The 24,318-nt window shown below is 74.7% G+C and carries 26 protein-coding genes; 4 read left to right on the top strand and 22 right to left on the bottom strand.

The genetic code is table 11. The features are described from left to right. Positions 1-76: 76 nt before the first annotated feature. The 3 genes from ABZS80_RS29195 to ABZS80_RS29185 all read right to left on the bottom strand — a co-directional run bounded on the left by ABZS80_RS29195 (position 77) and on the right by ABZS80_RS29185 (position 2,133). The gene (locus ABZS80_RS29195; RefSeq protein WP_355060829.1) at positions 77-352 is read right to left on the bottom strand and encodes a ubiquitin-like small modifier protein 1; all 276 of its coding nucleotides are present in this window, start codon (positions 350-352) and stop codon (positions 77-79) included. Next, positions 353-1,435: an exo-alpha-sialidase gene (locus tag ABZS80_RS29190; RefSeq protein ID WP_355060827.1), complete on the bottom strand. Its 1,083-nt coding sequence runs from the start codon at positions 1,433-1,435 to the stop codon at positions 353-355. 80 nt (positions 1,436-1,515) lie between these two features. Then, on the bottom strand, positions 1,516-2,133 hold the full coding sequence (locus ABZS80_RS29185) for a DNA-3-methyladenine glycosylase (protein ID WP_355060825.1): 618 nt from the start codon (positions 2,131-2,133) through the stop codon (positions 1,516-1,518). 91 nt (positions 2,134-2,224) lie between these two features. Between ABZS80_RS29185 and ABZS80_RS29180 the strand changes: the two genes are divergently transcribed. Both ABZS80_RS29180 and ABZS80_RS29175 read left to right on the top strand, forming a co-directional pair. Beyond that, positions 2,225-2,650, top strand: coding sequence for a DNA-binding protein (locus tag ABZS80_RS29180; RefSeq protein ID WP_355060823.1), 426 nt, complete (start codon positions 2,225-2,227; stop codon positions 2,648-2,650). Positions 2,651-2,744: 94 nt separating this feature from the next. Next, a complete protein-coding gene (locus tag ABZS80_RS29175; RefSeq protein WP_151464044.1) occupies positions 2,745-3,098 on the top strand; it encodes an MmcQ/YjbR family DNA-binding protein in 354 nt (117 codons plus the stop codon). A gap of 40 nt (positions 3,099-3,138) precedes the next feature. Here ABZS80_RS29175 and argH read toward each other — a convergent pair whose 3' ends face one another. From argH to argC, 8 genes are read right to left on the bottom strand one after another with little or no spacing between them, the layout of a single operon-like run. Further along, positions 3,139-4,602 (bottom strand): argininosuccinate lyase, encoded by a 1,464-nt coding sequence (gene argH / locus ABZS80_RS29170; RefSeq protein ID WP_151464045.1) that lies wholly within the window; start codon positions 4,600-4,602, stop codon positions 3,139-3,141. An 8-nt stretch (positions 4,603-4,610) separates the two neighbouring features. Then, complete coding sequence (locus ABZS80_RS29165) at positions 4,611-5,822, bottom strand: argininosuccinate synthase (RefSeq protein WP_355060821.1); 1,212 nt, start codon at positions 5,820-5,822, stop codon at positions 4,611-4,613. Continuing rightward, on the bottom strand, positions 5,819-6,334 hold the full coding sequence (locus tag ABZS80_RS29160; protein ID WP_151464047.1) for an arginine repressor: 516 nt from the start codon (positions 6,332-6,334) through the stop codon (positions 5,819-5,821). The genes ABZS80_RS29165 and ABZS80_RS29160 overlap by 4 nt, the downstream gene beginning before the upstream one ends. Continuing rightward, entirely contained in the window at positions 6,331-7,308 is a 978-nt protein-coding gene (gene argF / locus ABZS80_RS29155) for an ornithine carbamoyltransferase (RefSeq protein WP_355060818.1), read from the bottom strand. Before argF ends, ABZS80_RS29160 begins: the two co-directional genes overlap by 4 nt. Next, on the bottom strand, positions 7,305-8,501 hold the full coding sequence (locus ABZS80_RS29150; RefSeq protein WP_355060816.1) for an acetylornithine transaminase: 1,197 nt from the start codon (positions 8,499-8,501) through the stop codon (positions 7,305-7,307). The genes argF and ABZS80_RS29150 overlap by 4 nt, the downstream gene beginning before the upstream one ends. Continuing rightward, a complete protein-coding gene (gene argB / locus ABZS80_RS29145; protein ID WP_355060814.1) occupies positions 8,498-9,439 on the bottom strand; it encodes an acetylglutamate kinase in 942 nt (313 codons plus the stop codon). The genes ABZS80_RS29150 and argB overlap by 4 nt, the downstream gene beginning before the upstream one ends. A 58-nt stretch (positions 9,440-9,497) precedes the next feature. After that, positions 9,498-10,670 (bottom strand): bifunctional glutamate N-acetyltransferase/amino-acid acetyltransferase ArgJ, encoded by a 1,173-nt coding sequence (gene argJ, locus ABZS80_RS29140; RefSeq protein WP_355060812.1) that lies wholly within the window; start codon positions 10,668-10,670, stop codon positions 9,498-9,500. Further along, positions 10,667-11,668, bottom strand: a complete 1,002-nt coding sequence (gene argC, locus ABZS80_RS29135; protein ID WP_355060810.1) for an N-acetyl-gamma-glutamyl-phosphate reductase — start codon at positions 11,666-11,668, stop codon at positions 10,667-10,669. The genes argJ and argC overlap by 4 nt, the downstream gene beginning before the upstream one ends. Before the next feature lie 234 nt (positions 11,669-11,902). Between argC and ABZS80_RS29130 the strand changes: the two genes are divergently transcribed. Further along, on the top strand, positions 11,903-13,618 hold the full coding sequence (locus ABZS80_RS29130) for a beta-1,3-glucanase family protein (RefSeq protein ID WP_355060808.1): 1,716 nt from the start codon (positions 11,903-11,905) through the stop codon (positions 13,616-13,618). A 52-nt stretch (positions 13,619-13,670) separates the two neighbouring features. On the opposite strand, the gene pheT is transcribed toward ABZS80_RS29130, so the two are convergent. The 10 genes from pheT to ABZS80_RS29080 all read right to left on the bottom strand — a co-directional run bounded on the left by pheT (position 13,671) and on the right by ABZS80_RS29080 (position 22,612). After that, the gene (gene pheT, locus ABZS80_RS29125; RefSeq protein ID WP_355060807.1) at positions 13,671-16,220 is read right to left on the bottom strand and encodes a phenylalanine--tRNA ligase subunit beta; all 2,550 of its coding nucleotides are present in this window, start codon (positions 16,218-16,220) and stop codon (positions 13,671-13,673) included. Positions 16,221-16,260: 40 nt separating this feature from the next. Then, positions 16,261-17,334, bottom strand: coding sequence for a phenylalanine--tRNA ligase subunit alpha (gene pheS / locus ABZS80_RS29120; RefSeq protein WP_355060805.1), 1,074 nt, complete (start codon positions 17,332-17,334; stop codon positions 16,261-16,263). 171 nt (positions 17,335-17,505) lie between these two features. Beyond that, positions 17,506-18,390: an RNA methyltransferase gene (locus ABZS80_RS29115; protein ID WP_355060803.1), complete on the bottom strand. Its 885-nt coding sequence runs from the start codon at positions 18,388-18,390 to the stop codon at positions 17,506-17,508. A 32-nt stretch (positions 18,391-18,422) separates the two neighbouring features. Beyond that, complete coding sequence (rplT, locus tag ABZS80_RS29110; RefSeq protein ID WP_091263835.1) at positions 18,423-18,815, bottom strand: 50S ribosomal protein L20; 393 nt, start codon at positions 18,813-18,815, stop codon at positions 18,423-18,425. A gap of 32 nt (positions 18,816-18,847) precedes the next feature. Further along, on the bottom strand, positions 18,848-19,042 hold the full coding sequence (rpmI, locus tag ABZS80_RS29105) for a 50S ribosomal protein L35 (RefSeq protein ID WP_151461610.1): 195 nt from the start codon (positions 19,040-19,042) through the stop codon (positions 18,848-18,850). 19 nt (positions 19,043-19,061) lie between these two features. Continuing rightward, complete coding sequence (gene infC, locus ABZS80_RS29100) at positions 19,062-19,712, bottom strand: translation initiation factor IF-3 (RefSeq protein WP_151461609.1); 651 nt, start codon at positions 19,710-19,712, stop codon at positions 19,062-19,064. A gap of 317 nt (positions 19,713-20,029) precedes the next feature. Beyond that, positions 20,030-20,503 (bottom strand): PH domain-containing protein, encoded by a 474-nt coding sequence (locus ABZS80_RS29095; RefSeq protein ID WP_355060801.1) that lies wholly within the window; start codon positions 20,501-20,503, stop codon positions 20,030-20,032. After that, positions 20,500-21,462 (bottom strand): DMT family transporter, encoded by a 963-nt coding sequence (locus tag ABZS80_RS29090; protein WP_355060799.1) that lies wholly within the window; start codon positions 21,460-21,462, stop codon positions 20,500-20,502. The genes ABZS80_RS29095 and ABZS80_RS29090 overlap by 4 nt, the downstream gene beginning before the upstream one ends. Further along, on the bottom strand, positions 21,459-22,304 hold the full coding sequence (gene hisG, locus ABZS80_RS29085; RefSeq protein WP_151461607.1) for an ATP phosphoribosyltransferase: 846 nt from the start codon (positions 22,302-22,304) through the stop codon (positions 21,459-21,461). The genes ABZS80_RS29090 and hisG overlap by 4 nt, the downstream gene beginning before the upstream one ends. 44 nt (positions 22,305-22,348) lie before the next feature. Continuing rightward, positions 22,349-22,612 carry a phosphoribosyl-ATP diphosphatase gene (locus tag ABZS80_RS29080; RefSeq protein WP_091263821.1) on the bottom strand — a complete coding sequence of 88 codons (264 nt, stop codon included), beginning with the start codon at positions 22,610-22,612 and terminating at the stop codon, positions 22,349-22,351. A gap of 90 nt (positions 22,613-22,702) precedes the next feature. Here ABZS80_RS29080 and ABZS80_RS29075 point away from each other — a divergent pair, with 90 nt between their 5' ends. Continuing rightward, a complete protein-coding gene (locus ABZS80_RS29075) occupies positions 22,703-23,470 on the top strand; it encodes a helix-turn-helix domain-containing protein (RefSeq protein WP_355060796.1) in 768 nt (255 codons plus the stop codon). Between the two features lie 348 nt (positions 23,471-23,818). Here ABZS80_RS29075 and ribH read toward each other — a convergent pair whose 3' ends face one another. Further along, a complete protein-coding gene (ribH, locus tag ABZS80_RS29070; protein ID WP_355060794.1) occupies positions 23,819-24,316 on the bottom strand; it encodes a 6,7-dimethyl-8-ribityllumazine synthase in 498 nt (165 codons plus the stop codon). Positions 24,317-24,318: the final 2 nt, after the last annotated feature.

Raw genomic sequence — 24,318 nt, 5'->3', positions numbered from 1 at the left:
CGCACAACATATTTGACGAAGCAACTATTCCACGCCCGACCGGTCCCCGCGCGGCCCACCCCACCGCGACCCGGGGTCAGCCGCCGGCCACCGAGGGGAGGATCTGGATCTCGGCGCTCTCGGGGACCTCGGTGTCCAGGGCGCCCGTGTGGCGGCAGTCCTCGCCGTCGACGTAGACGTTGACGTAGCGGCGCAGGTCGCCGCGCTCGTCGCGGATCCGGCGGGCCAGCCGGGGCCACGTGGTGGCCACCTCGTCGAGGACCGCCCGCAGGGTGCCGGTGGCGGCCACCGTGAGCCGGCTCTCCCCGCCCGCCTCGGACCGGAGCGGGCCGGGCAGCAGCACGGTGACCACTCAGACCTCCGCGGCCCGGACGCAGAGCACGTCCGGCAGGTGCGCCGCGACCAGCGACCAGGAGTCGCCCTCGTCGGCGCTGGCGTAGACCTCGCCGGAACGGGTGCCGAAGTAGACCCCGGCCGGGTCGTGGTCGTCGGCGCACATGGCGTCGCGCAGCACCGCCGGGTAGAACGGCCCGTCGGGCAGGCCGGCGGTCAGCGGCTCCCAGCTCGCGCCCGCGTCGGCCGAGCGGTAGACCCGGCAGCGCCGGTCGGTCGGGAACCGCTCGCCGTCGGCGGTCAGCGGGAAGGCGTAGACCGCGCCGGGGCGGGACGGGTGGGCCACGATCGGGAAGCCGAAGTCGCTGGGCAGGCCGGCGGCGATCGAGATCCAGCTGCGCCCGTCGTCGTCGGAGCGGTAGACACCGTGGTGGTTCTGCGCGTAGAGCCGCTCGGGGTCGCCGGCGTCCCGGGCGATCTTGTGGACGCACTGGCCGAACTCGGGCCACTCGTCGGGCAGGAAGTAGGCCCGGATCCCGGTGTTGCCCGGGGCCCAGCTCGCTCCCGCGTCCTCGGTGCGGTAGACCCCGCCCGTGGACATCGCCACCGCCATCCGGCCCGCGTCGCCCGGGTGCGGGAGCACGCTGTGGACGGCCTGGCCGCCGAAGCCGGCACCCCACTGCTCCCGGTGGGGGTGGTCCCAGAGCGCCCGGACCAGGCTGAAGCTGCGCCCGCCGTCCTCGGAGCGGAACAGCGCGGACGGCTCGGCGCCCGCCCAGACCACGTCGGGCTGGTCCGGGCCGGCCGGCGTGAGCTGCCAGACCCGCCCCAGGCTGGCCCCGGTGTCGGCCGGGAACGCCACCGGCGCCTGGTTCGGCTCGTGCCAGGAGCCACCCAGGTCGTCGCTCGTGGCCACGCTGGGGCCGAAGTGCGAGCTGGTGATGCCGGCCAGCAGCCGGGGGCGGCCGGGGCGCTTGTCGACCGCGACCGCGTAGACCCCGGTCATCGGGAAGTGCGGGCCGCTCACCGCCCAGTCGCGCCGGTCGGAGCTGGTGGCCAGGAAGAGTCCCTTGCCGGTGCCGATCGCGAGCAGCGTCGTCATGCCGGTCCTCCCTCATCGGTGGGTGCGGTGATTATGGCCACACCCACCGACAGGATTCACCCCCGGCTCGCGGGGGCCGGTCAGCGGCGGGTGCGGGGCACGTGCCGGCGGTACGCGCTCACCGTCGGGTCGTCCCCGATCCAGAAGCGCCACGGCACGTCGTGGGCGCCGGTGACACCGACCCGGGGGCCGGCGGTCACCGCGGCCTCGGGCACCGGAGCGAGCGGGGGCCGCAGCCGCACCGGACCGTCGCCGAGCAGGTCGGCGCCGTAGACCGACCGGTCGATGCCGAGCGCCGCGCAGAGCCGGGCGGGCCCGCGCGCGAGGTCGGTGTCCCGGCGTACGGCCGGCCGGCGCTCCCGCGCGACGTCGAGACCGTCGACCACCTCACCGGCGCGCAGCAGCACCGCCGAGGCTTCGCCGTCCGGTCCGGTCACCACGTTCACGCACCAGTGCATGCCGTAGGTGAAGTAGACGTAGGCGTGCCCGGCCGGGCCGAACATCACCGCGTTGCGCGGGGTGCGGCCCCGGTGGGCGTGCGAGGCCGGGTCGCCGGCGGTGCCGGCGTACGCCTCGACCTCGGTGATCCGGACGGTGACCCCGTGCCCGGTGAGCCGGCAGCCGAGCAACGCCCGGGCGGCGGGAACCACCGGGCCGGCGAGCAGGTCGGAGAGGGCGGAGAGGTCGGTCGCGGTCACCGGGAAACCCTAGCCGGATCGAAGAGGTGAGCACGAATTGCTTTCAACGGGCTGTTGACAAAATGTCGTTCAAGGGTATGGAATTGACGACATGGTCACGATGGACAACGACCCGTTCACCGCTCCGGATGCTGCCCAGGCCCGGGCTCACCGCAACTACGCGGCGCTGCTGCGCATCGCCGAGCGGCACGCCGGCACCGACGCCCGCCGCCGGCGCTACGCGCACCCCGACGTTCCCGACGCCTACGAGGCGGCGACGCTGGTGATGGCGCTCGCGGGCGGGGCGGAGCTGGCGGAGGGTGAGGAGCCGGTCGACCACGCCGACCTCATGGCCGCGCTGACCCTGATCCCGCACGTGCGCGCCGAGGTCGACGCGCTCGAGGCGGGCCTGCTGCAGGTGGCCCGCGGCCGGGGTCTGACCTGGCAGGCGATCGCGTTCGGGCTGGGGCTGGGCAGCGCGCAGGCGGCCCGGCAGCGCTACGAGCGGCTCACCGTGCGCACCGGCACCGGCGACTGACCTCGATCGACCGTGGACCGGCGACGTGGCGGCGCCCGGCGACTGTCACAGCGGCGGGTGAGACTGTCCCGGTGAACGGCACGGGAGGGATGCGATGACGCGCGAGGAGATGCTGTCCTACTGCCTGGCCAAGCCGGGCGCCTGGCTGGACCGGCCGTGGGAGGGCGACGAGGTGGTCAAGGTCGGCAGCCGGATCTTCGCCTTCCTCGGCGCGCCCGAGGGCGAGGCCCGGGTGGGGCTCAAGTGCGGCCCGTCGCGGGAGGTGGCCGACGAGTGGCTGCACCGGTTCCCCGACGACGCCCGCTCCTCCCCCTACATCGGCCGGTCGGGCTGGAACACGCTGCGGCTCGGCGGGGGCATCCCGGACGACGAACTGATCGAGGCGGTCGACGGGTCGTACGACGCGGTGGTGGCGAAGCTGCCCAAGCGCGAGCGGCCGACGGCCTGACCCCGCGCGGCGGCCGGAGCCACCGCGCGGGGTGTCGCGCTCAGCGGGGCACGACCCGCTCGGCGGTCCAGTCCCGCCAGCCGGCCAGCTTGTCCGCGGCCGTGGCGAGCTGGTCGGCCACCGGCCCGGGGCCCGTGGAGCCGGGGGTGATCCGGGCGGCCAGGGCCGAGCGCACCGACAGCACGTCGCGCACCGAGGGGTCGAGGTGCTCGCTGACCGCGGCCAGGTCGTCGTCGGAGACCTCGTCCAGGGCGCAGTCGCGGGCCACGCAGAGCGCCACCAGCCGGCCGGTGATCTCGTGCGCCTCCCGGAACGGCACGTTGCGCCGGACCAGCCAGTCGGCGACCTCGGTGGCGAGCGAGAAGCCGGCCGGCGCGGCGGGCACCAGGCGGTCGACCCGGACCGTCATCGTGGAGATCATCCCCGCGAGGGCGGGCAGCAGCAGCTCCAGGGTGTCGACTGCGTCGAAGGCCGGCTCCTTGTCCTCCTGCATGTCGCGGTCGTAGGTCATGGGCAGGCCCTTGAGCATGGTGAGCACGCTCATCAGGCCGCCGACCAGCCGGCCGGACTTGCCCCGGGCCAGCTCGGCGATGTCCGCGTTCTTCTTCTGCGGCATGATCGACGACCCGGTGGCGAACGCGTCGTCCAGCTCGACCCAGCCGAACTCCTGCGACGTCCAGAGCACCACCTCCTCGCCGAGGCGGGACAGGTGCACGCCGATCATCGCGGTGACGAAGAGGAACTCGGCCACGAAGTCGCGGTCGGCCACCGCGTCCATCGAGTTGGCGAAGGACGTGCGGAAGCCCAGCTCCTTGGCGACCGCCACCGGGTCCAGCGGCAGGCCGGAGCCGGCGAGCGCGCCGGCCCCCAGCGGGCTGACGGCGCACCGGTGGTCCCAGTCGCGCAGCCGTTCCAGGTCCCGCAGCAGCGGCTGCACGTGGGCGAGCAGCCAGTGCCCGAAGGTGACCGGCTGGGCGTGCTGGAGGTGGGTCATGCCCGGCGCGGCCGTGTCCACGTGCCGCTCCGCCTGCTCCACCAGGGCCTCGGCCAGCTCGACCAGCCGGGCGGCCACGCCGCGGGCGTGGTCACGCAGGTAGAGCCGCAGGTCGGTGGCGACCTGGTCGTTACGGGAGCGGCCGGCCCGCAGCTTGCCGCCGAGGCTGCCGAGCCGCTCCAGCAGGCCGCGCTCCAGCGCGGTGTGCACGTCCTCGTCGTCGATCGTGGGCCGGAACGTCCCGGCGGCGCAGGCGGCCTCCAGGTCGTCCAGCGCGGCCAGGATCCTCCCCAGCTCCGCGGGGTCGAGCAGGCCGGCGCCGGCCAGGACCCGGGCGTGCGCCCGGGAGCCGGCGATGTCGTACGGGGCGAGACGCCAGTCGAACTGGACGCTCACCGACAGCCGCGCGAGCGCCTCGGCGGGGCCGCCGGCGAACCGGCCTCCCCAGAGGCTCGTCCGGTTGGCGGGTGCGCTGTTCTCGGTCAGGCTCTTGTCGTCCACCCCACCCATTGTGAAGGTCAAGACCGCGGCCCGCCGAGCCGGGCGTCCCGTGCGGCGGCCATCTTGCTGGGCAGGCCCCAGAGCTGCACGAAGCCCTTGGCGAGGGACTGGTCGAAGGTGTCGCCCGTGTCGTAGGTCGCCATGCCGAAGTCGTAGAGGCTGGCCTCGGAGCGCCGGCCCGTGACGGTGGCCCGGCCGCCGTGCAGGGTGAGCCGCACCTCGCCGGAGACGTGCTGCTGGGCGTCGTCGATGAACGCGTCGAGCGACTTCTTGAGCGGCGAGAACCAGAGACCGTCGTAGACGAGCTCGCCCCAGCGCTGGTCGACGCCGCGCTTGAACCGGGCCAGGTCCCGCTCGACGGTGACCGCCTCCAGCTCCTGGTGGGCGGCGATGAGCGCGATCGCGCCGGGTGCCTCGTAGACCTCGCGGCTCTTGATGCCGACGAGGCGGTCCTCGACCATGTCGAGCCGGCCGACGCCCTGGGCGCCGGCGCGCCGGTTCAGCTCCAGGATCGCCTGGTACGGGGTGACGGTCTCGCCGTCGACGGCGACCGGCACGCCGGCGTCGAAGGTGATGACGACCTCGTCGGCGTCGCGCTCCTGCGCCGGGTCGGCCGTGTAGGAGTAGAGGTCCTCGATGGGGCCGTTCCAGATGTCCTCCAGGAAGCCGGTCTCCACCGCGCGGCCCCACAGGTTCTGGTCGATGGAGTACGGCGACTTCGCCGACACGTCGATCGGCAGGCCCTTCTCCTCGGCGAAGGCGATCGCCTTGTCCCGGGTCCAGGCGAAGTCCCGGGCCGGGGCGATGATCTTCAGGTCGGGGGCGAGCGCGTTCAGGCCGACCTCGAACCGGACCTGGTCGTTGCCCTTGCCGGTGCAGCCGTGCGACACGATGGTGCCGCCGTGCTTCTTCGCCGCCGCGACCAGGTGCTTGACGATCAGCGGCCGGGACAGCGCGGAGACCAGCGGGTAGCGGTCCATGTAGAGGGCGTTGGCCCGGATCGCCGGCAGGCAGTAGTCGGCGGCGAACTCGTCGCGCGCGTCGACCACCTCGGACTCGGCGGCGCCGCAGTCCAGCGCGCGCTGCCGGATGGCGTTGAGGTCCTCGCCGCCCTGGCCGACGTCGACCGCCACCGCGATCACCTCGGCACCGGTCTGCTCGGCCAGGTAGGGGATGGCGACGGAGGTGTCGAGACCCCCGGAGTACGCCAGGACGACCCGCTCGGTCATGGTGTGGTGCTCCCTTCAACGTTCTCTTCCCGGCGGGCCCACGCGGCGAGCTTCTCGCCCAACGCGGCGCCGCCGACGGCCTCGCGGGCCACGACGAGGATGGTGTCGTCGCCGGCGATGGTGCCGACGATCTCGGACAGGCCCGCTCGGTCCAACGCGCTGGCCAGGTACTGGGCTGCGCCCGGCGGGGTGCGCAGCACGGCGATGTTGCCGCTGGAGTCGACCCCGTTGAGCAGCTCGCGCAGCAGCCGGACGAGGCGGGCCGGCGCCGCCTCGGCCTCGCGCAGCGGCCGGTGGCCGTCCTCCGGGATCAGGTAGACGCCGCGCCCGTCGCCGCCGCGCGCGGTGACCGCCCCCAGTTCCTTAAGGTCCCGGGAGAGGGTGGCCTGGGTGACCTGGATGCCGTCACCGGCGAGCAGGTCGGCCAGCTCGGTCTGCGAGTGGATGGCCTTGTCGCGGATCAGCTCGACGATGCGGCCGTGCCGGGCGGCACGGGTCAGCGGGGCGGTCACAGAGCCTCCTTGGTCGCGACTGCGGGGCTCGCAAGCTCACTCCTCGCGCTCGCGGATGCCTGCAGGAGAAACGTCAGCAGCGCCTTCTGGGCGTGCAGGCGATTCTCCGCCTGGTCGAAGACGGCGCTGTGCGGCCCGTCGAGCACCTCGTCGGTGATCTCCTCGCCCCGGTGGGCGGGCAGGCAGTGCAGCACGATCACCCCGGCGGCGGCGTGGCCGAGCAGCGCGCCGTCGACCCGGTACGGCAGGAACGGGGTGATCCGGTCCTGGCCGTCGGACTCCTGGCCCATCGAGGTCCAGGTGTCGGTGGCGATCACGTCGGCGGCGCGGGCCGCCTCGACCGGGTCGGTGAGCACCCGGACCGAACCGCCGGTGCCGGCGGCGATCTTCTCGGCCCGCGCGACGATCTCGGCGTCGGGCTGGAAGCCGGCTGGGCCGGCGATCCGCACGTGCATCCCGGCGGTCGCCCCGGCCAGCAGGTAGGAGTGCGCCATGTTGTTGGCCGAGTCCCCCACGTACGCCAGGGTGCGCCCGGCGGTGGCACCGAAGCGTTCCCGGACGGTGAGCAGGTCGGCGAGGAGCTGGCAGGGGTGGTAGGTGTCGGTGAGCGCGTTGATCACCGGCACGGTGGCGTGGCTGGCGACCTCGGCGATCCGGTCGTCGCCGTGGGTGCGCAGCACGATGGCGGCGACGTAGCGGGACAGCACCCGGCCGGCGTCGGCGAGGGTCTCGCCGCGGCCGAAGTGGGTGACCTGGGTGTCCACCACGAGCGGGTGCCCGCCCAGCTCGGCGATGCCCGCGTCGAAGGAGATCCGGGTGCGCAGGCTCTGCTTGTCGAACAGCACCGCCACCGACCGCGGCCCCGCGAGGGGCGTGTAGGCGAACCGGTCGGCCTTCATCCGGGCGGCCAGGTCGAGCACGGCGGCCTGCTCGGCGGGCGCGAGGTCGTCGTCCCGCAGGAAGTGCCGGATCATGCGGGGACCTCCGTGGCGGTGGGTGCGGGCGCGGCGGCGTCGAGGGCGGCCGGCAGGGCGGCCAGGAAGGCGTCGACCTGCCCGGCGTCGAGGATCAGCGGCGGCGCGAGCCGGACCACGCCCGGCTGGACCGGGTTGACCAGGAAACCCGCCTCGCGCAGGGCGCCGGTCACCGCGCCGGAGACCGGCGCGTCGAGCACGATGCCGAGCAGCAGGCCGGCGCCGCGGACCTCGGCCACGAGCGGGTGCCCGAGCCCCTCGACGCCGCGCCGCAGCCGCTCCCCGACCCGCTTCACGTGGTCGAGCAGCCCCTCGTTGGCAATGGTGGCGACCACGGCGAGCGCGGCGGCGCAGCTGACCGGGTTTCCCCCGAACGTGGTGCCGTGCGAGCCGGGCGTGAGCAGGTCGGCGGCCCGCCCGAAGGCCAGGCAGGCGCCGAGCGGCAGCCCGCCGCCGAGCCCCTTGGCCAGCGTGACCACGTCCGGCTCGACGCCGTCGGCCTGGTGGGCGAACCAGTGCCCGGTGCGGCCGACGCCGGTCTGCACCTCGTCGAGCACCAGCAGCGCGCCGTGCGCGGCGGTGATCCGGCGGGCCTCGGCCAGGTAGCCGGGCGGTGGGACGACGACGCCGTTCTCCCCCTGGATCGGTTCGACGATCACCATGGCGGTGGCGTCGGTGACCGCCTCGGCCAGGGCGGCGTCGTCGCCGTACGGCACGTGGGTGACCTCGCCGGGCAGCGGCCGGAACGGGTCGGCCTTGGCGGGCTGGCCGGTCAGCGCCAGGGCGCCCATGGTCCGGCCGTGGAAACCGCCGTGGGTGGCCACCACGTGGGTGCGCCCGGTGAGCCGGGAGAGCTTGAAGGCGGCCTCGTTGGCCTCGGCGCCCGAGTTGGCCAGGAACACCCGGCCGGGGCGGCCGGCCAGCGCCAGCAGCAGCTCCGCCAGGGCCACCGGCGGCTCGGCGACGAACAGGTTCGACACGTGCCCGAGGGTGGCGACCTGCCGGGACACGGCGGCCACCACGGCCGGGTGGGCGTGGCCGAGGGAGTTGACCGCGATGCCGCCGAGCAGGTCGACGTACTCCCGGCCGGCCTCGTCGACCACGACGGCGCCGGAGCCGGAGACGAGCGCCAGCGGCGGGGTGCCGTAGTTGTCCATCATGGCCGCGCACCAGCGTTCGACCAGGGTGCTCATGACGCGACCGTGCCTTCCTTGTTCGCGACTGCGGGGCTCGCAAGCTCACTCCTCGCGCTCACGACCATCGTTCCGAACCCTTCCGACGTGAACACTTCGAGGAGCGTCGAGTGGGCGACCCGGCCGTCGACGACGTGCGCGGCGGGCACTCCCCCGCGCACCGCCCGCAGGCAGGCCTCCATCTTCGGGACCATTCCGGACTCCAGGGACGGCAGCAGCTTCGCCAGGTCGTCGGTAGTGATCTCGCTGACCAGGCTGGCCGTGTCGGGCCAGTCGGCGTAGAGGCCCGGCACGTCGGTGAGGACGACCAGCTTGCGCGCGTCGAGGGCCACGGCGAGCGCGGCGGCGGCCGTGTCGGCGTTGAGGTTGTGCAGCACCCCGTCGGCGTCCGGCGCGACCGTGGAGATGACCGGGATCCGGCCGGCCGCGATGAGGTCGGCCACCGCCGAGACGTCCACCGACTCCACGTCGCCGACCTGCCCGACGTCGACCGGCTCCCCGTCCACGTACGCGGGGCGGCGCACCGCGGTGAACAGGCCGGCGTCCTCGCCGGAGAGGCCGACCGCGAACGGGCCGTGGGCGTTGACCAGGCCGACCAGCTCCCGGCCGACCTGCCCCACGAGGACCATCCGGACGACGTCCATGGCCTCGGGGGTGGTGACCCGCAGGCCGCCCTTGAACTCGCTGGCGATGCCGAGCCGGCCGAGCATGGCGGAGATCTGCGGGCCGCCACCGTGCACGACGACCGGCTTGAGGCCGGCGTACCGGAGGAAGACCATGTCCGCGGCGAACGCCCGCTGCAGCTCGGGGTCGACCATGGCGTTGCCGCCGTACTTGACCACGACGGTGGCGCCGGAGAAGCGGGCCAGCCAGGGCAGGGCCTCGATGAGCGTCTCGGCCTTGGCCTGGGCCCGGGTGAGGTCGGCGGTGAGGTTCATGACCGCGCCGGCCTTCCGTTCGCGACTGCGGGACTCCGCTGCGCTGCGTTCCTCGCGCTCACGACGAGTACGCCGAGTTCTCGTGCACGTACGCGTGCGACAGGTCGTTGGTCCAGATCGTCGCCTCGGCGTCGCCCGCGTGCAGGTCGATCCGGATGGTGACGTCGCGGCCGGTGAGGTCGACCTTGGCCCGGTCCTCGGCGGCGGCGCCGCCCCGGCACACCCAGATCCCGTTGACCGCGACGTCCACGCCGTCCGGCTCGAACGCGGCGGCGGTGGTGCCCACGGCGGCGAGGATCCGCCCCCAGTTCGGGTCGTTGCCGAACAGGGCGGTCTTGACCAGGTTGTTCCGGGCCACCGAGCGGCCCACCTCGACCGCGTCGTCCTCGTCGGCGGCGCCGGCCACCTCGATGGCGATCTGCTTGGTGGCGCCCTCGGCGTCGGCGATCAGCTGCTGGGCCAGGTCGTGGCAGGCGGCGGTCACCGCGGCGGTCAGCTCGGCGGCGGTGGGCTCGATGCCGGCGGCGCCGCTGGCCAGCAGCAGCACGGTGTCGTTGGTGGACATGCAGCCGTCGGAGTCGACCCGGTCGAAGGTGACGCGGGTGGCGGCCCGCAGCGCGGCGTCCAGGGTCTCCGGCCCGGCCACCGCGTCGGTGGTGAGCACGCAGAGCATGGTGGCCATGGCCGGGGCGAGCATCCCGGCGCCCTTGGCCATGCCGCCGACGGTCCAGCCGCTCCCCCGGGCCACGGTGGTCTTGGGCCGGGTGTCGGTGGTCATGATCGCTTCGGCGGCCGGCCGGCCGCCGTCGCGGGACAGGGCGCGCACCGCGCCGCGGACGCCCGGGAGGAGCTTCTGCATGGGCAGGCGCTCGCCGATCAGGCCGGTGGAGCAGACCGCCACCTCGCCCGCGCCGACCATGAGCCGGGGGCTGCTGGCGGTGAGCGCGGCGGCGGTGTGCTCGGCGGTGGCGTGGGTGTCCTGGAAGCCGGCCGGGCCGGTGCAGGCGTTGGCGCCGCCGGAGTTGAGCACCACGGCGCGGACCACGCCGCCGCGGACGACCTGCTGGGTCCAGAGCACCGGGGCGGCCTTGACCCGGTTGGCCGTGAAGACGCCGGCGACCCCGGCGTCGGGGCCGTCGTTGACGACGAGGGCGACGTCGCCGGCGCCGCTGGTCTTGAGGCCGGCGGCCACGCCGGCGGCGCGGAAGCCCCGGGGGGTGGTGACGGTCATGGCGCGACTCCGAAGGTCGACAGGCCGGTGGTCTCGGGGAGACCGAACATGAGGTTGGCGTTCTGCACGGCCTGGCCGGCCGCGCCCTTGCCCAGGTTGTCGATGGCGCTCACGACGATCACCCGGCCGGAGTCGGCGTCGACCGTGACCTGGAGGTGGCAGGAGTTCCCGCCGGCGGTGGCGGCCGTGTGCGGCCACGTCCCCTCGGGCAGCAGGTGCACGAAGGGCGCGTCCGCGTACGCCGCCGCGAGCACCGCGCGCGGATCGGCCGCGCCGGTGGGGACGGCGGTGACGGTGGCCAGGATGCCCCGCGGCATGGGGGCCAGGACCGGGGTGAGGGAGAGGCTGGTCGCCCCGGTGGCCTGCTTGATCTCCGGCACGTGCTGGTGGGCGCCGACCTTGTAGGGCGACAGGTCGCCCATCACCTCGCTGCCGAGCAGGTGGGGCTTGGCGGCCCGGCCGGCGCCGGAGGTGCCGGAGGCGGCGACCACCACCACGTCGGTGGGGAGGACGGCGCCGGCCGCGATCAGCGGGGCGAGGGCCAGGGTGGTGGCCACCGCGTAGCAGCCGGTGCTGGCGACCCGGGTCGCGGCCGCGACGGCGGCCCGCTGGCCGGGCAGCTCGGGCAGGCCGTAGGTCCAGGCGCCCGCGTGCTCGCCGCCGTAGTAGCGGGCCCAGGCGTCGGCGTCGCGCAGCCGGTGGTCGGCACCGAGGTCGACCACCTTGACGGCGGCGGGCAGCGCGGCGGCGAGGGCCGCCGACCGGCCGTGCGGCAGGGCCAGGAAGACCAGGTCCGCGTCGGCCAGCGTGGTCGGGTCGGTCGCGCCGAAGACCAGGTCCAGCCCGGCGAGCTGCGGGTGTACGGCGGCGACGGGCCGGCCGGCCGAGGCGTGCGCGGTGGCGGCGACCAGCTCGAACTCGGGGTGCCCGGCGAGCAGCCGGAGCAGCTCGCCACCGGCGTAGCCGCTCGCGCCGGCGACCGCGACCCGGATGCCCATACTCACCTCCGCATGACTATGCAAAGAACGCTAGCAGCCGATGATCCCCCTCTGCAAGTTCATACGGTGTGGCGTATGAAACTGCGCCGGTCCGCCGTCCATTGACAGCCGCCCATGCGTGGCAGATGCTGAGAGAGCGCTCTCATGGGCCGTCCCGCCCGCGTACGCGCACCACCACCACGCCCACCACCCCGCGCCCGCCGCAGGTCGCGGCGGGTGGAAGGAGCCCCTCCCGTGCCCACCCCCAGGACACTGCTGCGCGCCCTGCTCGCGCTCGCGCTGGCCACCACCGGCGCGGTGGCGGCCGCCTCACTGGCCCGCGCCACCGGCCCCGCCCTGCTCCCGCTGACCGTCACCAACGCCACCGGTCGCACCGACGCCACCTGGCTGTACGTCCTCGGCACCGACCTGACCACCGGCCGGCTCGGCTACGTCACCGCCGGCGGCGCCTTCACCCCCTGGCCGGCCGGCGGCCTGCCGCCCACCCCCGCACCGGACGTCGCCGTGCCCGGCCCGGCCAACGGGGCGAGCACCGTGCTGCGGCTGCCCCGCAACCTCTCCGGCCGGGTCTACTTCTCCTTCGGCGCCAAGCTCAAGCTCTTCCTCACCCCGGACGGCCTGGTCCAGCCCGCCCCCTGGGCGGCCGGTGACCCCAACCGGGACCTGCTGTTCGACTGGTCCGAGTTCACCTACAACGACGCCGGGCTCTGGCTCAACAGCTCGCAGGTGGACATGTTCGCCGTGCCGCACGCGGTGAGCGTCACGGGCGCCACCGGGACCACCCGGCGGACCGGGCAGCCGGTCGACGACGGGCGCAACAGGGTCATCGCCGCGATCCGCGCCCAGTCGGGCTGGAGCGGCGCCGTGCAGACCCGCTCCGACGGCACCGTGCTGCGGGTGCTCGCCCCCGGCAAGGCCGCCGACGCCGTGCTGTTCAGCCGCACCTACCTCGACCCCTACATCGCCTCGGCCTGGCAGGCGTACGCGACCAGGACCCTGACCGTCGCCCCCTTCACCGACCAGCCGGGCGTCCGCTACCACGGGCGGACCAGCGGGGACGTGCTGGCCTTCACCGACGGCGGCGGCCGGCAGGTGGCCACGTTCCGCCGGCCGTCCAGCGCGGACGTGTGGGGCTGCGACGGCGCGCTGGCCGCCCCGAACGACCAGGTCGTCGGCCCGATCGCCCGGACCCTCTGCGCCGCCCTGCACCGCTCCACGCTGGGCACCCTCGACCTGCAGCCCTCCGGTGGCCCGGCCGACTTCTACCGGGGCACGCTGACCAACCACTACTCGCGGATCGTCCACGCCAACATGGCCGACGGGAAGGCGTACGGGTTCGCCTTCGACGACGTGCTGAACCAGGAGTCGCTGGTGCACGACGGCGACCCGCGGGCCGCCGGCATCACGCTCAGCCCGTTCGGCCCGGGTGGCGGCCCGAGCCCGTCGCCCAGCCCGTCCACCACGGCCACGCCGGGCCCGTTCAGCGCCACCCGCTACCTGCGGGCCGGCGGCGCGCTCGAACCGGCGGCGGGCTCGGCCGGCACGGTGAGCGTGGCGGCGGCCGGTGGCAACCACGACGGCACCCCCACCAACCCGCAGGTCTTCACGGCCCGGGGACTCACCGGCCGGTGGACCGGCGGCGCGACGGCCTTCGACCTCTCCGTCGACGCCGGCAGCGCGGTGGGCGACGGGGTCCAGGTACGGGTCTCGTACGACCGCACCGGCGACGGCGGCTGGGACCGGGTGGAGACGTACGCCTACTTCGCCACCGACCCGGTGCCCGGCTGGGAGCACTACCGGCAGACCCAGGGGCTGCGCTCGGCCACCGGCGTCCTCGGCGACCTGACCGGCGGCACGGTGCGGGTCGAGGTGTGGAACGCCATCGGCGGCACCCCGACCACGCTGGGCGTCGGCGACTCCTCCCGGCTGACGCTGCCGTACACCGGCTGAGCACGCGGACGGGGCCGCACCCGTGGTGGGTGCGGCCCCGTCCGGTCCGCTGTCAGGCGCCGCGCAGGGTGGCGCCGAAGCGGCGGGCGGCCTCGGCCACCGCCGCGTCGCGGGCGGCCACCGCCTCCTCGCCCGCGAGCGTCCGGTCCGGTGCCCGGAACGTCAGCTTGTACGCCAGCGACCGGCGGCCCGCGCCGAGCTGCTCGGACGCGTAGACGTCGAAGAGCCGGACGTCCTCCAGCAGCGGGCCGGCCCCCTCGGCGAGGGCCCGCTCGACCTCGGCGGCCGGCACCGACTCGTCCACCACGAGCGCCACGTCGATGAGGGCGGGCGGGAAGGTCGACACGGCCGGACCGGACACCACCGGCGCCTCGGGCAGCGCGTCCAGGTTCAGCTCCATGGCGCTGGTCCGCCGGGGCAGCTCCAGCGTCGCCACCACGTTCGGGTGCAGCTCACCGGCGTAACCGACCACCGTGTCGTCGACCAGCAGCTCGGCGCAGCGGCCGGGGTGCCAGGGCGCCCGCTCGGCGGCCCGGACGGTGACCCGGTCGGCCGGGATGCCGGCGGCGGCGAGCACCGTCCGGCCGGCCTCGACGGCGTCCGCCCAGCCGGCCGGACGGCCCGCGCCCCACCAGCCGGCGGGCTCCATCTCGCCGGTGAGGGCCACGGCGACGTGTCGCGGCTGGTCCGGGACCACCGCGTCGGCGCGGGCGAACTCCTCGTCGGTGGGGCGCCGGTCCACGCCCATGGCGGGCGGGGCGCCGGCGCCGGGACGCGGGTGGAACACCACGCCGATCTCGTAGATCGCCACGTCCCGCTGGCCCCGGCCCACGTTGCGCTTCAGGATGCCGAGCAGCGGGCCGAGCAGCGTGGTGCGCAGCAGCGGCTCCTCCTCGGACAGCGGGTTGGCCACCCGCACGGCGCGGCGGCGCGGGTCGTCGGCCGGCAGGCCGAGCTGGTCGGCCAGGTCGGCGGCGACGAACGGGTGCGCCAGGACCTCGACGTACCCGCGCTCGGCGAGCGACCGGGCGACGGCCCGCCGGCGCTGCTGCGACGCGGTGAGTCCGCGGCCGGGGGGTGCGGTGGGCAGCACCGACGGCACCCGGTCGTAGCCGTCGAGGCGGACCACCTCCTCGACCAGGTCCGCCGGGTCGGTGAGGTCGGGCCGCCAGGTCGGCGGGGTCACGCTCAGCACGTCGCCGCCGGCCGCGGCGGCCACGCCGGTCTCGCCCGGGTCGTCGCCGAGCCGGTCGGCGCCGTGGGTGACCGCGCAGCCCACCTGCTCCAGCAGCTCCACCACCCGCTCCGGCGGGTACGCCACGCCGACCCGCCGCGACGGCAGGTCCACGGGCAGGGTCACCGGGGTACGCGGCCGGACGTGGTCGAGGTCGAGGATCTCGGCGCCGACGGTGCCGCCGGCATGTTCGGTGAGCAGCCGGACCGCCTTCTCCAGCGCGACCAGCGGCAGCGCCGGGTCCACGCCCCGCTCCCAGCGCTTGGCCGCCTCGCTGAACAGCCGGTGCCGCCGCGCGGTGCGCCCGACCATGGCCGGGTCCCAGTGCGCCGCCTCGAAGAGCACGTCGGTGGTGGAGGCGACGACCTCGCTGGTCTCGCCGCCCATCACGGCGGCGAGCGAGATCGGCCCGGTGTCGTCGCAGATCACCATGTCCTCGGCGACCAGCGTGCGGGTGACACCGTCCAGCGTGGTCAGCTTCTCCCCCGGCTCGGCCCGGCGGACCACCAGCGGGCCGCTGATCCGGTCGGCGTCGAACGCGTGCATCGGCTGGCCGAGTTCGAGCATCAGGTAGTTGGTGATGTCGACCGGCAGCGAGATGCTGCGGACACCGGCCACGGTGAGCCGCCGGGACATCCAGCCGGGGGTCTGCGCGGTCGGGTCGACGCCGCGGACCATCCGCGCGGCGAACCGGTCGCAGCCGACGGTGTCGCGCACGTCGACCGGGTACGCGGGCTCGGCCGTCCCGCCCGGGGCGGGGATGTCGGCCGGGTCGCGGAACGGCACCCCGAGGGCGTGCGACAGCTCCCGGGCGATGCCCCGGACGCTGAGCGCGTACCCGCGATCCGGGGTGATCTCCAGCTCGACCACGACGTCGTCGAGGCCGACGACCGGGCGCGCGTCGTCGCCGGGCTTGGCCTGGGTGTCCTCGGGCAGCACGATGATGCCCGAGTGGTCGTCGCCCAGGCCCAGCTCCTTGGCGGAGCAGATCATGCCGTTCGAGTTGCGCCCGTAGGTCCTGCGGGCGCCGATGTGGAAGCCGCCGGGCAGCACGCCGCCGGGGAGGATCACCACGACGCGGTCGCCCTGGGCGAAGTTGCGCGCCCCGCAGACGATCTCCTGCGGCTCGCCGGTGCCGTTGGCGGCGCCGACGTCCACGCGGCAGAACCGGATCGGCTTCTTGAAGCCGGTCAGCTCCTCGATCTCCAGGACCTCACCGACCACCAGCGGCCCGGTGACGGTCTCCCGCAGGTCCACCACCGAGTCGACCTCGATGCCGAGGTCGACCAGCGCCTGCTCCAGGTCGCCGGTGGGCAGGTCGGCCGGGAGGTCGACGTGCTCCCGCAGCCAACTGACAGAAACTCGCATGACTGTTAAACCACCGTCTCCGTAACTCGTGCCCGCACCGTCAGACCCCGAACGCGCGGGTGAACCGCACGTCGCCCTCGGCCATGTCCCGCATGTCGCTGACCCCGTGCCGGAACATCACGGTCCGGTCGATGCCCATGCCGAAGGCGAATCCGGAGTAGACCTCCGGGTCGATGCCGCAGGCGCGCAGCACCCGCGGGTTCACCATGCCGCAGCCGCCCCACTCGACCCACTGCGGACCGTCCCGGTGCTCCGGGAACCAGACGTCGAACTCGGCGGACGGCTCGGTGAACGGGAAGTAGTGCGGCCGGAACCGGGTCTTCGCGCCCGCACCGAACATGGCCCGGGCGAAGTGGTCCAGCGTGCCGCGCAGGTGCGCCATCGTGATGCCCTTGTCGACCACGAGGCCCTCGACCTGGTGGAAGACCGGGGCGTGGGTGGCGTCCAGCTCGTCGGTGCGGTAGACCCGGCCGGGCACCACCACGTAGATGGGCGGCTTGCGGGTCAGCATGGTGCGGGCCTGCACCGGCGAGGTGTGGGTGCGCAGCACCAGGCCCGAGCTGTCCGCGCCGGCCGGCGGTGCGATGTGGAAGGTGTCCATGAGGCCGCGCGCCGGGTGGTCGGCGGGGATGTTGAGCGCGTCGAAGTTGGTCCACTCCAGCTCGACCTCGGGGCCCTCGGCCACCTCGTAGCCCATCCCGATGAACAGGTCGCTGATCTGCTCCATGAGGGTGCTCAGCGGGTGGCGGGCGCCGCGCGGCCGGCGGTCGTAGGGCAGGGTCACGTCGACCCGCTCCTCGACCAGCACCCGCTCGGCCTGCTCGCGCTCCAGGATCTCCTGCCGGGCCGCGTACGCGGCCTCGATGGCACGGCGGGCCTCGTTGACCCGCTTGCCGGCGTCGGACTTCGCGGCCGGCGGCAGCGCGCCGATCTCCCGGCGGGCCAGCGACACCGGGGACCGGTCCCCCAGGTGCGCGGGGCGCAGCGCGGTCAGCGCGTCCGGGTCGGCGGCGGCGGCGAACGCCTTCTCGGCGTCGGCCACGGCCGCGGCCAGGGCGTCCGGGTCGAGCAGGGCGACCTGCTTCGGGTCGTACGGATCGTTGCGGTAGCTCATGGCGTACGGGCACTCCCTCACGGCGGCGCCGGCCCTCACGGGCGGCTAGGCGAGTCTACGGACGCGCGGCTTCGCCGCAGCCCGCCGGTGGGAGATCGCGCAGGAGGAAGGGTCAGGCCCGCCGCCCGCCGACACCGGCGGGCTGGCTAAACGAACGCCGAGGCGCGTTCATCATCCGGCTGACTCCCCTGCTGTGTGGCCGCGCGGACCCGCGGGTCGGCGCAGTGCTCTGGCTGAAGCGTACAGGCAGACGGCCGCGGCCGCAGCCAGGTTCAGGCTCTCCGCGCGCCCGTGCAGCGGCACCCGGACCCGGGCGTCGGCCGCGGCGGTCAGCTCCTCGGGCAGCCCGTGCGCCTCGGAACCGAAGAGCCAGGCCGTCGGGGCGGCCAGCCGGCCGGCGTCGGCGAGGTCGTCGAGGTCGCTGTCGCCGTACCCGGTCGTGGCCAGGACGGTGAGCCCGGCGGACCGCAGCGCCGCGACCACCGTGACCGGGTCGGTGGCACGGACCACGTCGACGTGGAAGAGGCTGCCGGCGGAGGCCCGCACGCACTTGCCGTTGTAGGGGTCGACGGCGTCGCCGGCGAAGATCACCGCGCCCGCGCCGGCCGCGTCGGCGGTGCGCAGCACGGTCCCGGCGTTGCCGGGGTCACGGATCTCCGCGAGCACCGCGACCAGGCGCGGTCCGCGCGCCAGGGCGGCGTCCAGGGGTACGTCGAGGTGCCGGCAGACGGCGACCAGGCCCTGCGGGGCGACGGTCTCGGCGAGCGCGGCGAGCGCCTCGTCGGTGACCTCGGAGACGGGCACGTCGGCGCGGGCCGCGAGCGCGGCGAGGTCGGCGTGCCGGTCCAGGGCGGCCGGGGTGCCGAACAGCTCGACCACGGTGCCGGCGCGGGCGAGCGCCTCGCGGACGGCCTGCGGCCCCTCGGCCAGGAACCGGCCGGTGGCCTCCCGGTCCCGTCGGCGCTGGAGCCGGCGGGCGGCGACCACCCGCGGGGTACGCGGGGTGAACGGGCCGGGAACAGCGTCGAGGCGCCTCCCGTGCGGTGCTGACGGCATGGGAGACGCCTCGATCTGCTGGTGCGGGTGGATCAGGCGGCCTGGGCCGCGGCGCCACCGGTGCCCTCGGCCGCCACGGCGGCGCGGGCCAGCTCGACGATCGCGGCGAACGCCGCGGCGTCGTTGACGGCCAGGTCGGCCAGGATCTTGCGGTCGACCTCGATGCCGGCCAGGCGCAGGCCCTGGATGAGCCGGTTGTAGGTCAGGCCGTTGGCCCGGGCGCCGGCGTTGATCCGCTGGATCCAGAGCTGCCGGAAGTCGCCCTTGCGGTCGCGACGGTCCCGGTAGGAGTACTGCATCGAGTGCAGCACCTGCTCCTTGGCCTTGCGGTAGAGCCGGGAGCGCTGACCGCGGTAGCCGCTCGCGGTCTCCAGCAGGGTACGACGCTTCTTCTGGGCATTCACAGCCCGCTTGACGCGTGCCATCTCAACTCCTTCTTCGGTTCAGGTGGCGCGCGTCAGCGGCCGAGCAGCTTCTTGATGCGCTTGGTGTCGGCCTTGGCCAGCTCGACCGTGCCGGTCAGCCGGCGGGTCTGGGTGGAGGGCTTCTTCTCCAGCTTGTGGCGGAGGCCGGCCTGCTGGGCGACGATCTTGCCCGTGCCGGTGACCTTGACCCGCTTGCCCGTACCCGTGTGGCTCTTCATCTTCGGCATGTGGAACGTCTTCTCCCTGTTACTGGCCGCTGGTGTCAGCGGTCGGGCCGGTCTCGCCGGCTGCTGCGGTCTCGCCGGCCTCCGGGGTCTCGCCACCTGCCGGGGCGGCCGACTCCTCCGCGGCCCGGTCCCGGGGCCCACCGCGGGACGCCGTGGCGGCGACCGCGGAGGCCTTCACGGCCCGGTGCGGAGCGAGAACCATGATCATGTTGCGGCCGTCCTGCTTCGGCGCGGCCTCGACGTATCCCAGGTCCGTGATCTCGGACTCGAGCCGGCGCAGGAGCCGGTAACCCAGCTCCGGGCGGCTCTGCTCGCGACCGCGGAACATGATCGTCACCTTGACCTTGTCGCCCGCCTTGAGGAACCGCACCACGTGACCCTTCTTGGTCTCGTAGTCGTGCGGGTCGATCTTCGGCCGGAGCTTCATCTCCTTGATGACGGTCTGCTGCTGGTTACGCCGCGCTTCGCGCGCCTTCAGTGCGCTCTCGTACTTGAACTTGCCGAAGTCCATGAGCTTGCACACCGGCGGGCGCGCCATCGGCGCAACCTCGACCAGGTCCAGGTCGACGTCCGCGGCCAGCTGCAGGGCGCGCTCCAGCGGGACGATGCCCACCTGCTCACCCTCAGGGCCGACCAGTCGGACCTCACGTGCCCGGATCTGCTCGTTCACGCGTGGTTCGACGCTGATGGGGCCTCCTCGAGTCGAGTCTTGCGTGGTGCCGACTCCGCGGGCTCCCGGTCGGGAGCCGACCCGGAAAGCAGAAGGCCCCGGCGCATGCCAGGGCCTACTCGACCGGTCGGCACGATCACAGGATCGCGCATCCGGAACCGGGACGTGCCCGGAACCGGGAGACCGGGACCCGGCCACCTACGGGGGCGACTCGGGTGGGAGCAGGCGCTCCGCTTCAGGACCGCCCACAGGGCGGTCTGGTCGACTCCGCAACACTACACCCTTGGACCAGCCGGCCCCAAACCGGGGCGGGGCGGTCAGCGCGGGGCGGCCGGGTCGCCGACGAGGGCGGCGAGGTGGGCCTGGTGCAGCCGGCGCAGCGCGCGGACCGCCTCGACGGCGCGCTCCTTGTCGGCGGCCTGGAGGGCGACCATCGGCAGCAGGTCGTCGTCGTGCAGCTCCAGGCTGGCCCACGGGGCGCCGCGGTCGAACCGGACCCCGCGGATCACCTCCCAGGGCAGCTCGTACGAGCCGATCACGTTGCGGACCCGGACACCCCGGGCGTCGGCCACCACCCGGGGGCGGGTGAAGACCAGGAAGCCCAGGGCCCCGAAGACGCCCAGCCCCACCATGGCGAGCTGGTCGCCCCGCTGGAAGCTGCCGTAGCCGTCGCCCGTCGCGCCGGTCAGGGAGGTGGCCACCAGGCTGAACACCACCAGCAGCGTGACGGCCGACGCCCAGCAGACCACCCGGACCCGCCGCGGCCGCACGGTCACCACTGAATCGCTCACGAAACCAGTCTGCCATCCGGCTCGGGCTCACGTTCCGCCGCCACACGGACCGGGCGGCGCCGCCGCGCACCGGCCACGACCACCGCCGCCCCGGTGAGCACCGCGCCGGCCAGCACCGGCAGCCGCACCCCGGCGCCGCCGGGCACCACCACGTCGAGCACCAGGGCCCCGCCGAGCTGCCCGGCCACCAGCGCCAGGCCGGTGCGCAGCACCCCGGCGGCGCGGACGCCGACCAGCAGGGCGAGCACGATGCCGACCCCGAACAGACCACCGACGTAGAGCCACCACTGGCTGGGCCAGCTCGGGCGGGTGGCCAGCGCCCCGGCCAGCGCCGCCACCGCGGCGATCACCGAGGTGCTGACCGCGAAGTTCACCGCCAGCCCGGCGGCCGGACCGACCGCCGCGGCGACCCGCCCGTTGAGCGCGGACTGCAGCGCCACCGCCAGGCCGCCGGCCACCGAGAGCAGCACCAGACCGACCGCCAGGTCGCCGACCGGCCGGCCGAGCTGGGCCATGGTCACCGCGGCGATCCCGAGCAGCGCCCCGACGACCCGGGGCAGGGTGAGCGCCAGCCGGCCGGTCGCGGCCAGGCCGACCCGGTCGACGGCCAGCCCGCCGAGGCTGCCGCCCGCCACCTGGGCGATCGTGAAGACCGCCACCCCGAGCGCCGGCACCACGAACGGGCCGATCACCACGATGGCGGCGCCGCCCAGCCCGCCCAGGTAGGCCCACCAGGGCAGGCCGGAGTGGCGCAGGCCGGCCAGCCCGGCGCGCATGGACGGGACGGCGACCAGCCCGAGCAGCACGATCAGGCAACCGCCGAGGTTGTTGACCATGGCGCCCACGAGGGGATCGCCGGCCCGCTCCCCCAGCTCGGCGTTGACCACGCCCTGCGCGGCCGAGGCCACCCCGCCCAGGACCACCACGGCCAGGGCGGCCGGGACCGGCAGCGGCCTCACAGCCGGCAGGCGTGGATGTTGGTGACCAGGATGGCCCGGGCGCCCAGCTCGTAGAGCTCGTCCATGATCCGGTGCACGTCGTCGCGGAGCACCATGGCCTGCACGGCCACCCAGCCCTCCCGGTGCAGCGGGGAGACGGTCGGCGACTCGATGCCCGGGGTGAGCGAGCTGGCCCGGTCCAGCAGGCCGGCCGGCACGTCGTAGGCGAGCATCACGTAACGGCGGGCGACCAGCACGCCGTGCAGCCGGCGCAGCAGCTGCTCCTGCTGGGCGCTGCCGGCGGCGCCGGCCCGGCGGACCACCACCGCCGAGGAGCGCAGCAGCGGCTCGCCGAAGACCACGAGACCGGCCTGGCGCAGGGTGGCCCCGGTCTCCACCACGTCGGCAACCACGTCGGCCACGCCCAGCCGGATGGCGTTCTCCACCGCACCGTCCAGCCGGATCACCTCCGCCTTGACGCCCAGCTCGGCCAGGTGCCGCTCGACCAGCCCCGGGTACGCGGTGGCGATCCGGTGCCCGCCGAGCTGCTGGACCGAGTCCACGTCGTCGGGGCGGGCGGCGAACCGGAAGGTGGCCCGGCCGAAGTTGAGGTCGACGACCTCCTCGGCCGGCGCGCCGGAGTCGACCAGCAGGTCCCGGCCGGTGATGCCGACGTCCAGGTCGCCGGAGCCGACGTAGGTGGCGATGTCCTTGGGACGCAGGTAGAAGAATTCGATGTCGTTGGGCTCGTCCCGGCAGACCAGGTCCTTCGGGTCGGTGCGCTGGCGGTAGCCCGCCTCGCGCAGCATCCCGGCGGCCGACTCGGCCAGGGCGCCCTTGTTGGGTACGGCGACACGCAGCATGGGAGTGCTCCTTCGATCGACGAGGTGATCAGCGGGCGGGGCACTCACAGATGTCGGTAGACGTCCTTCAGCTCGAGACCGGTGGCCAGCATGAGCACCTGAGCCTGGTAGAGCAGCTGGGAGATCTCCTCCGCGGCCCGCTCCGGGCCCTCGTGCTCGGCCGCCATCCACGACTCGGCCGCCTCCTCGACGACCTTCTTGCCGATGAAGTGCACGCCCTTCTCCAGGGCGGCGACCGTGCCCGAGCCCGGGGCGCCGGCGGCGGCCTTGGCCTGCAGCTCGGCGAACAACTCCTCGAACGTCTTCACGGAAGGCGATTCTTCCAGCCGCCCCGGGTGACGCCTCCCCCCGGGTCCGGCGCGGCGGGCCGCCGACCACATGGTGGACGTCTCGCTGGCGTGCACGGCCCGCTGACCGCCACCGAGGTGGCCGAGCGGGTCGGCGAAAGTCCCGCCAACTGCTCCTGGCACCTGCGCCAGCTCGCCCGGTACGGGTTCGTCACCGAGGCCGGCGGCGGCAACGGCCGTGGCGGCTGGGTCACCGACGGCCACCGCTGGGGCAACGGCGAGGAGGGCCCCGAGCTGGCACGCGCCGGCGACGCGGCCGCCCGGGTCCTGCTCGACCTGGAGTACCGCAAGCTCTGGGACTGGATGGCGGCCCGCCGGCAGCAGTCCCCCGAGTGGCGGGACGCCGGCTACTTCACCCAGTTCGTCAGCTGGTACACCGCCGACGAACTCCAGGAGCTCCAGGAGGAGCTGCGCGCGCTGTTCGCCCGCCACCTGGACCGGCTCGGCGACCCAGCGGCCCGCCCGCCCGGCTCCCGGCCGGTACGGCTGATGGCCTGGGGCGTGCCCGAGGTCGACGGCCCCACCGTCGCCGAAGGGAACGGGGACCGACGCGTCGCGGCCGCGCTGGACGCCCTGGCCAGCGGACCGCAGGCCGTGGCGATCGGGTCGGGCGCCCTGGTGGTCGGCCTGGTCGACTACCGACTGCTCTATGCCGCGATCGGGGTGCTGCTGACGGCCGTCGCCGGCTACCTGCTCACCGGCCGCCGGCTCACCGTCCCGACCGCCGGACCCGAGCCGATTGCACGGCCCGTGCCAGGCTCTGCGCGTGCGACCGGCGCGGCGCCGGTCGGGGCCGCCGCCGACACCACCACCGGTTAGGACCACCCGCTCGACCTCGACCACCGGCAATCCGTTCAGCTCAGCGGCCCGCCCGGCGCCGGACGGCCACCGCCGTTCACCGCAGGATGGGCTCAGCCGGCAGCCGGAGCGGAGGCCAGGGGCAGCAGCGGCGGGCTTCCGAAGCCGGGCGGTAGCCCGGGGTGTGCCTTTCGACCTGACGTCGGTAACGACTCGGCACGGGCGGCGCCGGCACCCCGACGCCCGGGCGGTGCGAGGTGTCAAGGCTGTCCGGCGGGGTGGCGGCGAGTCGTTGGTGACATCAGCTCGAAAGGCGGTGAGGACCCGTGGCCGGGCCGACAGCGCCAGGCCGAGCGGCGTGCGGCCGGGTCAGGCGAAGCCGACGCGGTGGCCGCTCGCGGCGTCCAGGCCACGGATGGCCAGCGCGGCGTCCAGCGCCGCCACCGTGGCCGCCCAGCCCTTGTCCTCCGCCGAGCCGGGCAGCCCGGCCCGGTCCCGGGCCTGCTCGATGGTCTCCACGGTGAGCACCCCGTGGGCCACCGGCTTGCCCTCGTCCAGCGCCACCCGGGTCAGCCCCTCGGTGACCGACTGGCAGACGTAGTCGAAGTGCGCGGTGGAGCCCCGCACCACCACGCCGAGGGCGACCACCACGTCGTACCGGCGCGCCATCGCCTGGGCCACCACGGGCAGCTCGACCGAGCCCGCCACCCGGGCCACCACGGACTGTGCGCCGGACGCCTCGGCGGCGGCCACCGCCCGGTCGACCATGTGGTCGGTGAGGTCGCCGTGCCAGCGTGCGGCCACGATGCCGACGGTCAGCCCGCTGGCGTCCACCGCGGTCACACCCGGTTCGCCGAATCCCGCCATGT

The organism is Micromonospora sp. NPDC005305, from assembly GCF_040607315.1.
GTDB lineage: Bacteria > Actinomycetota > Actinomycetes > Mycobacteriales > Micromonosporaceae > Micromonospora.
Note: the sequence above shows the minus strand (reverse complement) of the source record. Positions and strands in the feature narration are given on the sequence as shown.